Here is an 11,651-nt window from a genome sequence, read left to right on the forward strand (position 1 = left end):
CCGACCCCGACGGGGAGACGGCGGACCGGGCCTAATCCGAGGCGCGGAGGATGATCGTCTCGGTGGGCGGCCCGGGCGTGTGCGGCGGCCGCTCGTAGGCGATGACGCGCAGGAGCGCCTGGCGGAACTCGGCCGGCCGCTCCAGGTGCGGTGCGTGCCCGACGCCCTCGAGCACGACTTCGGTCACGGCGCCTCCGCCGGCGGCGTACCGGTCGAGGACGTCGCGGGTCTGCGACACCATCTCCTGCGCGGGGGCGACGTCGGCGCCGGGCCAGCCGGGCACGATCCCGAGGGCGCCGAGGTGATTGAGGTCGTAGAACGACGTGTCGGAGACGATGGGATCGGCCGTGCCGTGGATCCAGAGGATCGGCGGCTTGACGGCGAGGTCGGTGATGCCCGACGCGTCGAAGTACTTCGGGGCCATCGTGTTCAGGACGCCGATCGTGCCCGCCCCGAATCCGGGCCAGTTCTCGCTCGCGACCCCGTCGCCGGGGTAGTTGCCCGTCGCGGTCGAGGTCGTGAGCATCGACTCGACCCACACGTCCTCGTGATCGGTCGTGTAGCCGGGCGCGACGTACCCCGAGCGGAAGACGCTGCGCGGTGAAGTCGGCGCGTCGTCGGTCGTGTCGCGTGCCTCGAGCCGTGCGACGAAGTCCGGGTTCGCACCCCCGCCGCCGCAGCCGGCGTCGTGGTCGGTCAGACGGGTGCCGTCGCGGCGCGTGCCCCCGAAGCCATAGGGCGAGACGGGGGCCTGGAGGGTCAGGCTCAAGGCGGGGTGGTCGAGGGCGTACTGCAGGACGACGCCGCCGCCCATCGACCACCCCACGAAATGCGCGGTGTCGATGCCGAGCGCATCGAGGGTGGCCCGGACGTCGTCGCTGAAGTCGCGGAGCCCGCGGGTCGCATCGATGGGGAGGTGCTCGGTTCCGCCGAAGCCGCGCAGGTCGATCGCGATGACCCGGAGGTCGCTGGGGAGATCCTGCATGATCTCCTGCCAGAACAGCGCCGAGGAGACGTTGCCGTGGATGAGCACGACCGTCTTCTCCGGCGGGGCGGCGAGGTCGTCGCCGCTGCGCTCCAGGATGTTCACGGTGGGGCCGGGGGTCTCGATGAGGCGGCTCGTGATGCCGTCGAAGAGGGTCATTCCGGGTGTCCTTCGGTGCCAAGCGGGAGCAGCGTCACCCCCGACGCCTCCGACTATAGTCCTCGAGTCCATGAACGTGAATGGACTCTCAGGTGATCTGCGGGCATGCCACTCGGCTCGTAGGATGGCTGGCATGTCCGACCACCTCCCACTCCCGCCCATCGCGATCCTGGGAGCGGGGTCGATGGGCGGAGCGATCCTCCAGGGCCTCGTGCGCTCGGGCCTCGCCTCGGCGGGTGTCACCGTGACGAACCGCTCGGCCGCCAAGGCCGCCGAGCTCGCCGGGCTCGAGGGCGTGACGAGCATCGCGCTCGAGGAGAATGCCGCGGGCAACACGGATGCCGTCGCCGCCGCCGACATCGTGCTCATCGGGGTCAAGCCGGCCATGGTGCCCGACCTGCTGCGCGAGATCGCGCCCGCGCTCCGCTCCGGGACGATCGTCGTGAGCCTCGCCGCGGGCGTCACGATCGCGACGTTCGAAGGCATCCTCGGCGCCGGGATCCCGGTGCTGCGCTCGATGCCCAACACTCCCGCCGTCGTCGGCAAGGCGGTCACCGGACTCGCCGCAGGGACCGAGGCGGGTCGCGAGGACGTGGCCGTCGCCCGTCGCCTCTTCGAGACGTGCGGGGCGGTGGTCGAAGTGCCCGAGTCGCAGATCGACGCGCTGTCGACGATCTCGGGCTCGGGCCCCGCCTACTTCTACCTGGTGGTGGAGGAGTTCACGAAGGCGGCGATCGACAAGGGCTTCGCCGAGAACGAGGCACGGCTGCTGGCCGAGCAGACCTTCATCGGCGCTGCCGCACTGCTCGAGACATCCGGAGTCGAGCCCGCAGAACTGCGCCGCCGCGTGACGAGCCCGAAGGGCACCACCGAGCGCGCGATCGCGGTGCTGCAGGCGGCCCGACTCGACGTCGTCTTCGAGAGCGCGACCGATGCGGCACTCGCCCGAGCGCGCGAGCTCGCCGCGGGCGCATAGCCCCAGTCCGCCGGCACGCGACTAGATCGTGGCCGCGGCTCTCGCCGCGGTGATGCGTGCGGTGTGCTCGGCGACCGCAACCGCCACCGACTCGAGAGATCGGGTGAACTCCGCGATCTGTCGCTCGTCGAGGTGCGCTGTCGCATCGCTGACCATCTGATCGAACTCCGAGTGGATGCGCTCGAGGGTCGTGTGCGCCAACGGCGTGAGCTCGAGGATCACGCTGCGCCTGTCGTCGGGGTGGTCGGCCCGCGAGAGCATTCCGATGGTGACGAGCCTGCGCGCGATGAGGGTGATCGCCGCCGTCGTGACGTGCATGTGCGAGGCCAGCTGCTTCGGCGTCACACGGATGTGCTCGCCGACGTAGAAGAGCGCCCGCAACTCGCTGGCCGTGAGGCCCTCCTCCTCGGCGATGCGCTCGCGGTTGCGGTCCAGGGCCCGCGAGAACTTGACCGCCGCGGCGGGAAACGCCTTGAGGCGATGCGACCGACCGGCCGGTTCGTGCATGGGCTCTCCCTCCGCGTGGTCAGTGTAGCCGCGTCCCCTCGAACCGACCAGAAAAGAGACTGAGTAAGTTAGTGACTTGTATAGTGACTTTATTAAATGACGTCTCCCGCTGGGAGCCGATCCGAAGGAGTTCCTCGTGATACCCGACCTCTTGACCGCCGCGCAGTTCTCGACCGTGTACAACGCCCTGTCGCTCGTGATCGCGGCGCAGCTGTTCACGGCGATCTTCCTGTTGATCTCCCTTCCGCGGGTGCTGCCGCGGTACCGCACGGCGATCGCCGTCTCCCTGGTCGTGTGCGGCATCGCGGCCTACCACTACTTCCGCATCTTCGACTCGTTCAATGCGGCGTTCACGACCGAAGCTGCCGGGGGGATGGGCGACTACACCACGACGGCGGGCGCGGCGTTCAACGAGGGGTACCGCTACGTCGACTGGCTGCTGACCGTCCCGCTCCTGCTCGTCGAGCTCATCGCGGTGCTCGCCCTCGCCCGCGCGATGCAGAACCGCCTCCTGATGCAGCTCGTTCCCGCGGCCATCCTGATGATCGTGCTCGGCTACCCGGGCGAGATCAGCGATGACCTGGGCGTCCGGACGGTGTTCGGCATCCTCTCGACCATCCCGTTCCTCTTCATCCTCTACGTGCTCTTCGTGCAGCTCGGCAAGTCCCTCGCCACGCAGCCCGAGGCGGTGCGCGGCACCATCAGCAAGCTGCGCTATCTCCTCGTGCTGAGCTGGGGCGTGTACCCGATCGCCTACCTGCTGCCGTCTCTCGATCTCGGCGCCGACGGATGGGTCTGGAAGCAGGTCGGCTACTCGATCGCCGACATCGTCGCCAAGGCCGTCTACGCCCTGATCATCTACCAGGTGGCGCGAACGAAGTCGATGATCGAAGACCCGACGTTCGCAGAGCGGGAGCGCTCGCACGCCGACGCGTGACCGCGTCCCCGATCGCTGACTCCCGTGCGCGGGGAGTCAGCGATCGAGGCCCGCGAACCGCTCGATGTCGGAGTTCGTGCCCGACACGATGATCAGATCGTGGTTCGTCACGATCGTGTTCGCCTCGGCATAGCGGAACGGCTTGCCGGGGCTCTTCACGCCGACGACCGTGACGTTGTACTTCGAGCGCACACCCGATTCGCTCAGTCCCACGCCGCGGATGAACTTCGGCGGGTACATCTTGGCCAGCACGAAGTCGTCATCGAAGCGGATGAAGTCGAGCATCCGTCCGCTCACGAGGTGCGCCACCCGCTCGCCGGCCTCGCGCTCGGGGTAGATCACATGGTTCGCCCCGACCCGGGCGAGGATCTTGCCGTGCGACTGCGACACCGCCTTCGCCCAGATCTGCGGCACCTTGAGGTCGACGAGGTTCGCGGTGATGAGGACGGATGCCTCGATCGATGACCCGACCGCGACGACGGCGACCTGGAAGTCCTGCGCGCCGATCTGCTTGAGGGCGTCGATGTTGCGCGCATCCGCCTGCACGGTGTGCGTGACGCGCTCCGACCACTTCTGGACGAGTTCGAGGCTGTCGTCGATCGCGAGGACCTCGCGGTCGAGGCGGTCGAGCTCACCGGCGCATGCGGCGCCGAAGCGTCCGAGTCCGATGACGAGGACGGGGGAGTCCCCGCGGATCTGCTCAACCAACGATCGGCCTTTCCACCGGCAGCGAATACAGCTGCGAACGGGATGTCGCGGCCACGGCCGCGGCGAGAGTCACTGTACCAACGCGGCCCATGAACATGGTGAGGGCCATCACGTAGACGGCCGGGTCGCTGAGCTCCGCCGTGAGTCCGGTCGAGAGCCCCACCGTCGCGAAGCCGGAGATCACATCGAACAGAACCTTCTCGACGGGAGCCTGCGAGATCTGAGTGATCGTGATCGTCGAGACGGCCACGATGGTGGCCCCCCACGCGACGACCGAGAGCGCGACCCGCTGAACGTCGCTGGGGATGCGCCGTCCGAACGCTTCGACGGACTGGCGACCCTTCGCCTCCGACCACACCGCGAGCGCCAGGACCGCCAGAGTGGTCACCTTGATGCCGCCCGCCGTGGACGCCGACCCGCCGCCGACGAACATGAGCATCGAGCCCACGACGAGCGATGAGCCGTAGAACTCGCCCATGTCGACCACCGCGAATCCGCCCGAGCGTGTCATGGCCGAGACGAAGAACGACTGGAAGGTGGTGTCGACCGCATCCATGCTCCCGAACGTGCGCGGGTTCGAATGCTCCAGTCCGAGGAAGACGAGCGCGCCGGCGAAGAACAGGACGACCGTCGTGATGATCGTGAGCTTCGCGTGGAGCGACCAGTACCGGAAGTGCCACTGGTGCTTCCACAGCGTGAAGATCACGGGGAAGCCGATGGACCCCAGGAAGACGCCGGCCATGAGCACGGTCAAGAAGAAGTAGTCGTCGGCGAACGGGGCGAGGCCGTTCGCGTTGGGCACGAAGCCGGTGTTCGTGAAGGCCATCGCCGCGTAGTAGGGGGCTTCCCAGAGGGCGGTGAGCGCGTCGACCCCCGACCAGATGAGCGCGGGGTAGAGCAGCACGGTGAGGCCGGCTTCGATCACGAGCGTCGCGATGGCGACGGTGCGCAGCAGCGAGCCCACCTCGCCGAGACGCACGGTCTGACCTTCGTTGACGGGACCGCCGTGGGCGCGCATGGGGTTGGAGTCGCCTGCGGCGATGAGCTTGGCGCGCAGGCCGAGGCGCTTGGAGATGACCAGGCCGAGGATCGAGGCGAGGGTGAGTACGCCGAGGGCTCCGACGTTGACGCCGATGTAGGTCAGGAGGTGGCCGAAGGGGGACCAGTGCGAGTACATGTCGACGGTCGACAGGCCGGTGACGCAGATCGTGGAGACCGCGGTGAAGAGCGCGTCGGCCAGCGGGGTGGCGCGGCCGTCGGCGGCGGCGGCAGGAAGCGAGAACAGTGCGGTGAACAGCAGGATCAGCACGACGAAGATCAGCACCGCGAAGCGCGCGGGAGAGGAGGTGGTGAGGTTGCGTACGCGATCCCACGCCCTGTCCACCAGGACGGGGAGGCGTCGCGCGAACGACCCAGCGGGGCCAGCCGCCATGCATCGCCACCCTTCGATCCCGGAGTCATTGCATGGTACTCCGCCGGGCGCCCGACTACTCTGAGCACATGGTGGACATCTTCGACGTGATCGCGGACGGAACGAGGCGCGACATCCTGCAGCTCCTTCTCGATCGCTCGGGTGCAGGCGAGCGCGGGACGAGCGTCTCGCAGATCGTGGCCGAGCTCGGAGCGAGTCAGCCCACCGTCTCGAAGCACCTCAAGGTGCTCCGCGAGGCCGACCTCGTATCGGTGCGCGAAGAGGGTCAGCACCGCTACTACAGCCTGTCGCCGGCTCCGCTGGACACCGTCGACGACTGGCTCATGCCCTTCCTCGTCGATGAGACGGATGCCTCGGCCGCCTTCGCCGCCGCGGTGCCCCCGCTGCCCGATTCCGCCGCCCGGACGGCCGACGCCGTCGGGCGTGCAGCGGCATCCGCCAAGCACGCGCTGGAGTCGGCGCTGAAGAAGCTGCCCGGCCGCTGAGCGAGGCGATCACGTCCGTCTCAGAAGTCACAGCAGTCCCACCGGTTTACACGCGTCCCGCGTAGCCCCTAGAGTGTGCTCAGCATCAGTGATCTGGGGGATGTGGAGACATGGTGGCGGATATGCCGGACGTGCGTTTTCTGACCGTGGCCGAGGTCGCGGAGCTCATGCGCGTCTCGAAGATGACGGTTTACCGTCTCGTACACTCCGGTGAGCTGCCGGCCGTGCGGTTCGGACGCAGCTATCGCGTCCCCGAATCGGCGGTCACCGCAGCCCTGCAACGGCCCATCGCCGACGTCGGCTAGACTGTACGAAGGCATTTTTCTCTTTGCCGATCCCGGGCGCGGACCGATCCGCGTCCAGACCCCGACTTAGTGAGGTTTTCCGTGGGTTCTGTCATCAAGAAGCGCCGCAAGCGCATGGCGAAGAAGAAGCACCGCAAGCTGCTTCGCAAGACTCGCCACCAGCGCCGCAACAAGAAGTAAGCGGTCGCAGACACCAAGCGCCTGTCCTCGTGACGGGCGCTTCGTGTCTCGCCGTGACGACCGTCGCCGAGAGGGAGACCGTGCAGACCATCACCGTGCAGCAGCTCGAAGCCGCGTCCGAGACATCCGTCATCGATGTGCGCGAGGACTGGGAGTACGCCGAGGGTCATGTGCCCGGAGCGGTGAACATCCCGATGTCGACGATCGGCGATCGCCTCGGCGAGCTGCCCGACGGCGCGTTCGCCGTCATCTGCGCTCTCGGAGGGCGCTCCGGCCGTGTCGTCGAAGCGCTCGAGGCCCGCGGCTACGACGCGACGAACGTCGAGGGCGGAACGGATGCCTGGATCGCTGCGGGGTATCCCGTCGAACGGTGAGCCGTCGTCCGGCGGCCACGGTGCGTTCCTAGGATGGAATGCGTGACGACCGTGACGATCATCGGCAAGCCCGACTGCCACCTCTGCGAGGTCGCGGAGGAGATCGTCGACGTCGTCGTCGCCGATCTGCCCGATCGGATCGCCGCCGAGATCGTCGTCGAGCACGTCTCGATCGCCGACGACGCCGCGCTGTACGACCTGTGGTGGGAGAAGATCCCGGTCGTGCTGATCGACGGCGAGCTGCACGCCCACTGGCGCGTCAGCGGCGATCGCCTGCGCGCCGCCCTCGTCGAGTCGGCGTCGGCGCGCTGACGCTCCGACCCGCCTCTAGACCTCGACGACCGGCGCGTCTGCGGCGTTCGCCCTGACGGACTCGATGCCCTTCAGGGCACTCGCCTTCGACGAGTAGCCTTCGCTCGTCGCGATCACCTGGCCGTTGGAGGCCTTGAGGTTGAAGCGGTGCTGCCCGCCCTTGTCGACCCACAGTTCGAACGTGCCGGCCACGGTGTCTCCTTCATCGGTCCTCACGACGGCACGGGCGCCGTCGCCCTGCGGCTGAGCCGCCAGGGGTCACGCTAGCGGTCCGCCGGTGCGGACGGAAGGCTCGGAGCGCCCGGGGGCCGGACGGACGGCGACCGGATGGGGGTCGATCGCGATCGTCACGACGTCGGCGTACTCCACGCGCTCGTCGGCCGGATGCTGCACCTGCACGAAGACCCCATCGGTCGTGCGCACGAGCGTGCGGCGGAAGCTGCCGAGGAACGTGCTCTCCTGCACCTCGGCGCGGGTACCGGCATCGGGCGAGCGGACGAGCCGCACGTGCTCCGGCCGGAGGAACACCTCGACCGGTCCGTCGAGCGTCGTCGTCTGCAGCGGCAGGTCGAAGTCCCACACGTGCACGACGTCGCCGGCGACGACGCCGGGAACGAGGCTCGAGACCCCGACGAACGCCGCGACCGCCGGACTCGCGGGTCGCTGGTAGAGCTCCTCGGGAGTGCCGATCTGCTCGATGCGGCCGGCGTTCATCACGGCGATGCGATCCGACACCGCCAGCGCCTCCTCCTGGTCGTGCGTCACGAACACCGTCGTGATGCCCAGGCGCAGCTGGATGCGGCGGATCTCGTCGCGCAGCTGCACCCGCACCTTCGCATCCAGAGCCGACAGCGGCTCGTCGAGGAGCAGCACGCGCGGCTCGGTGACGAGGGCTCGGGCGAGGGCGACGCGCTGCTGCTGACCGCCCGACAGCTCGTGCGGGTACCGTTCGGCGAGGTGGCCGAGCCCCACGAGATCGAGCGCATCGGCAGCGCGGCGTGCCGCATCCGTCCTCCCCACGCCCCGGCGCCGCAGGCCGAAGGCGGTGTTGTCCGCCACTCTGAGGTGCGGGAACAGCGAGTACGACTGGAACACCATGCCGATGTCGCGCCGGTTCGTCGGCACGGCCGACACGTCGCGTCCGCCGAGGAGCACGGCGCCGCCCGTGGCCTGCTCGAGCCCTGCGAGGATGCGCAGCAGTGTCGTCTTGCCGCATCCCGACGGACCGAGGAGCGACACGAACTCGCCGGGGGCGATGTCGAGGTCCACCCCGTGCAGCACGCGCGTCGCGCCGAACTCCTTCACGATGCCCTCGAGGCGCACCGGGGTTCCGGAGCCGGCCTCGGCGAGCAGCACGTTGTCGGTCGTGCGGGGGAGCGGCCGAGGGACGGCGTCGGCAGCGGTCATGAGCTGGTCCTTCCGGCGCGGGAGCGGCCCGCGAGAGCGATGGCGAGCAGGAGAGCGAACGCGAAGGCCAGAGCCAGGAGCGTGAACATCGCGGCCGCGTAGGCGTCGATCTTGTTGACGAGCACGAGCGCCGTCTGCAGCACCTGCCGATTGAGGAGCGAGGCGATCGTGAACTCGCCCAGCACGACCGCGACGGAGATGAGAGATGCCGCCAGCAGGCCGGTGCGCAGATTCGGGGCGAGCACGCGGAGCACGACCGTCGGCCAGTTCGCGCCGAGCGACCGGGCGGCCTCGGCGAGCGTGCGGAGGTCGACGGCGTCGATCGAGGCCTGGATCGCGCGATAGGCGAAGGGGAGCACCGTGATGCCGTACGCGAACGCGAGTGTCCATGCTCCCGTGCCGAGCAGGCGACCGACCTGCAGGTAGATCGGGGCCAGCCCCACGACGAGGACGATCGCAGGGATCGAGATGGGCAGCAGGACGACGAACTCGAAGATCGGGCGCAGACGGGGGAACCGCAGCTGGACGAGGATCATCGTCGGGGCCAGCAGGAGCAGCACGATCGCGACCGTCACGACGGCGAGGAGCAGCGAGTTGGCCAGGCCCGTCCAGATCGGCGCGAACGTGCTCGCCTGCGCAGGATCGACCAGGCTCGCCCAGTGCACCAGGGAGAACCCGTCGCCGTCGCGCAGCGTGTAGAGCAGCGTCGAGAGGAGGGGGATCGCGAAGAACAGCCCGACGACGACCGCGATCACCCAGCGCGTAGCCCGTGAGGGCGCGAGGCCCTTCACGACTGCCACCGGGCTGCGCGACGCTGGATGAGCGAGTACGCCCACATCACGAGCGCGACGATCACGATCATCCCCAGCGCGAGGGCCCCGGCGAGGTTCTCGCGGCCCAGCACGGTCTCGCTGGTGAGCGCCGTGCGGATCTGCAGGGGCACGATCTGCGAGCCCTGACTCGCGAGAGCCGCGGCGGTGGCGTACGAGGAGAACGCGTTCGCGAAGAGCAGGAGCAGCGAGGCGAGGAAGGAGGGGGCGAGCACGGGCACTCCGATGTGCGTCCAGAAGCTCGCGCGGGTTCCGCCGAGGGTCTGATTGGCCTCCGCCCACTGCGGCTTCAGCGCCGAGAGGGCGGGCATGAACGTGATGACCATGAGAGGGATCTGGAAGTAGACGTAGGGAAGGATGAGCCCGGGCAGTTCGTAGATCCAGCGGCGCTCGGCGAAGATGTCGATGCCCGCAGCCAGCAGCGCCTGCGTCACGACGCCCTGGATGCCGATCGTCGCGATGAACGCGAACGCGAGCATGACCCCGCCGAACTGGGCGAGCACGCCGGCCGCGGCATCCACCGTCGTCCGCGTGAAGCCGCTCTCGCGCATGCCGAGCATCGCCCAGCACACCAGCGCGCCCACGACGGCGCCGATGACGGCAGTCAGCAGCGACAGCCACGTCGAGTTCCAGAACGTCTGCAGCACGACCGGATCGGCCAGGGCCGCCACGTTGTCGAGCGTGAAGGCGCCGTCGGCGGTGAAGAACCCGGATCCGATGGAGAGGATCGTCGGCAGCGCCAGGAAGAGGGCGACGTAGACGACGAACGGTGCGAGGCCGATCCACGCCCAGCCGCCGCGTGTGCCGCCCCGCCGTACCCGAGCGGATGACTCGGGTGCGGCGGGGCTCGTCACGCGGTCCAGGTCCGGACCGGCGAGGGCGGAGGTCGTCACTGGACGGCCGCGGCCCACATCTCGCCGAGCAGCTTTCCGGCGGCGGTGCTCTGCTCCTCGGTGGGGACGACCGTCTCGGACGGCACGTCGGGCAGGGCGTCGGCGAGCTCCTGGTCGATCGTGCCGGCCTCGATCATGGCCTCCATGCGCACGGGCCGGGCGCCGCCCTTGAGCCAGAGGTTCTGCACCTCGTCGCTGTAGAGGAACTCCTGCCACAGGCGCGCGGCGGCCGGGTGCGGCGCGTCGATGTTGATCGCCTGGTTGTAGTAGCCCGCGTAGCCCGTGCCCGGGAGCACCACGACCTTCCAGTCCTCGTTGTCGGCGGCGTGGGCGGCGTTGAGGTAGTCCCAGTCGAAGACGACGGGGGTCTCGCCGCTGGCGACCGTGGCGCTCGTGACGTCGACCTTCAGCAGGTTGCCGGCCTGGTTGAGCTCGGAGAAGAAGTCGATGCCCGGCTGGAAGTCGTCCAGCGTGCCATCCGACTGCACCGTCGACAGACCCACAGCGGCGAAGGCCGCGCCCGCCTGGGTCGGATCGCCGTTGATGGCGACCGATCCCTTGTAGTCGGCGCCGAGGAGGTCGTCGAGCGACGTCGGCTCGGGGAACTTCGCCGAGTCGTAGCCGATCGACATGTAGCCGCCGTAGTCGCCGACGAAGAGGCCGCTCGGCTCCTTCAGCGCGTCGGGGATGTCGTCCCACGTCTGCACCTTGTACGGGGCGAAGGCGTCGGTGTTCTGCAGCGCGACGGTCAGACCGAGGTCGAAGACGTCGGGGGCGGTGTCGAGGCCCGCGTTCGTCTCGGCCGCCTGGATCTCCTCGGCGCTGGAGACGTCGGGCGACTGCTCTTCGACGGTGATCTCGGGGTACTTCGCCGTGAACGCGTCGATGATCTCGCCGTAGTTCGCCCAGTCGCGGGGGAGGGCGATGACGTTGAGCCGCCCCTCCTCCTTCGCGGCCGCCTCGAGGTCTTCGAGGGTGCCGAAGTCGGCGAGGCTCGTGGCCGTGGCGGCGTCGACGGCGGAGCCCGCGTCGGATGAGCCTGCGGCGGGTGTGCCGCTCGCGCAGCCGGTCAGCGCGAGGGCGGCGGCCGCGACGAGCGCGATGCCGATGCCGCTCATGCGAGCGGCACGGATGGGGTGGAGCATGTGCTTTTCCTCTCGG

The 11,651-nt window shown here is 69.0% G+C and carries 16 protein-coding genes; 7 read left to right on the plus strand and 9 right to left on the minus strand.

Annotated features, from left to right (window positions below; genetic code table 11):
- Positions 1-31: 31 nt before the first annotated feature.
- Entirely contained in the window at positions 32-1,144 is a 1,113-nt protein-coding gene (locus B0B14_RS01185; protein WP_076679598.1) for an alpha/beta fold hydrolase, read from the minus strand.
- Between the two features lie 133 nt (positions 1,145-1,277).
- Here B0B14_RS01185 and proC point away from each other — a divergent pair, with 133 nt between their 5' ends.
- Positions 1,278-2,120, plus strand: coding sequence for a pyrroline-5-carboxylate reductase (gene proC, locus B0B14_RS01190; protein WP_076679599.1), 843 nt, complete (start codon positions 1,278-1,280; stop codon positions 2,118-2,120).
- A 21-nt stretch (positions 2,121-2,141) separates the two neighbouring features.
- Here proC and B0B14_RS01195 read toward each other — a convergent pair whose 3' ends face one another.
- Positions 2,142-2,627, minus strand: a complete 486-nt coding sequence (locus tag B0B14_RS01195) for a MarR family winged helix-turn-helix transcriptional regulator (protein WP_076679600.1) — start codon at positions 2,625-2,627, stop codon at positions 2,142-2,144.
- Positions 2,628-2,763: 136 nt separating this feature from the next.
- On the opposite strand from B0B14_RS01195, the gene B0B14_RS01200 reads away from it, so the two are divergent.
- On the plus strand, positions 2,764-3,564 hold the full coding sequence (locus B0B14_RS01200) for a bacteriorhodopsin-like (protein WP_083710252.1): 801 nt from the start codon (positions 2,764-2,766) through the stop codon (positions 3,562-3,564).
- A 36-nt stretch (positions 3,565-3,600) separates the two neighbouring features.
- Here B0B14_RS01200 and B0B14_RS01205 read toward each other — a convergent pair whose 3' ends face one another.
- Complete coding sequence (locus B0B14_RS01205) at positions 3,601-4,272, minus strand: potassium channel family protein (protein WP_076679601.1); 672 nt, start codon at positions 4,270-4,272, stop codon at positions 3,601-3,603.
- Positions 4,265-5,704 carry a TrkH family potassium uptake protein gene (locus tag B0B14_RS01210; protein WP_076679602.1) on the minus strand — a complete coding sequence of 480 codons (1,440 nt, stop codon included), beginning with the start codon at positions 5,702-5,704 and terminating at the stop codon, positions 4,265-4,267. Before B0B14_RS01210 ends, B0B14_RS01205 begins: the two co-directional genes overlap by 8 nt.
- A 68-nt stretch (positions 5,705-5,772) precedes the next feature.
- On the opposite strand from B0B14_RS01210, the gene B0B14_RS01215 reads away from it, so the two are divergent.
- The 5 genes from B0B14_RS01215 to B0B14_RS01235 all read left to right on the plus strand — a co-directional run bounded on the left by B0B14_RS01215 (position 5,773) and on the right by B0B14_RS01235 (position 7,360).
- Positions 5,773-6,189 carry an ArsR/SmtB family transcription factor gene (locus B0B14_RS01215; protein WP_076679603.1) on the plus strand — a complete coding sequence of 139 codons (417 nt, stop codon included), beginning with the start codon at positions 5,773-5,775 and terminating at the stop codon, positions 6,187-6,189.
- A gap of 113 nt (positions 6,190-6,302) precedes the next feature.
- Complete coding sequence (locus B0B14_RS01220; RefSeq protein ID WP_076681200.1) at positions 6,303-6,494, plus strand: helix-turn-helix domain-containing protein; 192 nt, start codon at positions 6,303-6,305, stop codon at positions 6,492-6,494.
- Positions 6,495-6,575: 81 nt separating this feature from the next.
- Positions 6,576-6,674, plus strand: a complete 99-nt coding sequence (locus B0B14_RS01225) for a 30S ribosomal protein bS22 (RefSeq protein WP_003792170.1) — start codon at positions 6,576-6,578, stop codon at positions 6,672-6,674.
- A 53-nt stretch (positions 6,675-6,727) separates the two neighbouring features.
- Positions 6,728-7,048, plus strand: a complete 321-nt coding sequence (locus tag B0B14_RS01230; RefSeq protein WP_372236624.1) for a rhodanese-like domain-containing protein — start codon at positions 6,728-6,730, stop codon at positions 7,046-7,048.
- Positions 7,049-7,090: 42 nt separating this feature from the next.
- Complete coding sequence (locus B0B14_RS01235; protein WP_083710253.1) at positions 7,091-7,360, plus strand: glutaredoxin family protein; 270 nt, start codon at positions 7,091-7,093, stop codon at positions 7,358-7,360.
- A gap of 15 nt (positions 7,361-7,375) precedes the next feature.
- On the opposite strand, the gene B0B14_RS01240 is transcribed toward B0B14_RS01235, so the two are convergent.
- From B0B14_RS01240 to B0B14_RS01260, 5 genes are all read right to left on the minus strand, one after another.
- Positions 7,376-7,552 carry a YegP family protein gene (locus tag B0B14_RS01240; protein ID WP_076679605.1) on the minus strand — a complete coding sequence of 59 codons (177 nt, stop codon included), beginning with the start codon at positions 7,550-7,552 and terminating at the stop codon, positions 7,376-7,378.
- 66 nt (positions 7,553-7,618) lie between these two features.
- A complete protein-coding gene (locus B0B14_RS01245; RefSeq protein WP_076679606.1) occupies positions 7,619-8,767 on the minus strand; it encodes an ABC transporter ATP-binding protein in 1,149 nt (382 codons plus the stop codon).
- On the minus strand, positions 8,764-9,567 hold the full coding sequence (locus tag B0B14_RS01250; protein ID WP_083710254.1) for an ABC transporter permease: 804 nt from the start codon (positions 9,565-9,567) through the stop codon (positions 8,764-8,766). The genes B0B14_RS01245 and B0B14_RS01250 overlap by 4 nt, the downstream gene beginning before the upstream one ends.
- Positions 9,555-10,490 carry an ABC transporter permease gene (locus B0B14_RS01255; protein ID WP_372236625.1) on the minus strand — a complete coding sequence of 312 codons (936 nt, stop codon included), beginning with the start codon at positions 10,488-10,490 and terminating at the stop codon, positions 9,555-9,557. Before B0B14_RS01255 ends, B0B14_RS01250 begins: the two co-directional genes overlap by 13 nt.
- The gene (locus B0B14_RS01260) at positions 10,487-11,635 is read right to left on the minus strand and encodes an ABC transporter substrate-binding protein (RefSeq protein ID WP_076679609.1); all 1,149 of its coding nucleotides are present in this window, start codon (positions 11,633-11,635) and stop codon (positions 10,487-10,489) included. Before B0B14_RS01260 ends, B0B14_RS01255 begins: the two co-directional genes overlap by 4 nt.
- Between the last annotated feature and the right edge of the window lie 16 nt (positions 11,636-11,651).

The sequence above is a fragment of the Microbacterium sp. RU33B genome (assembly GCF_900155915.1).
Classification (GTDB): domain Bacteria; phylum Actinomycetota; class Actinomycetes; order Actinomycetales; family Microbacteriaceae; genus Microbacterium.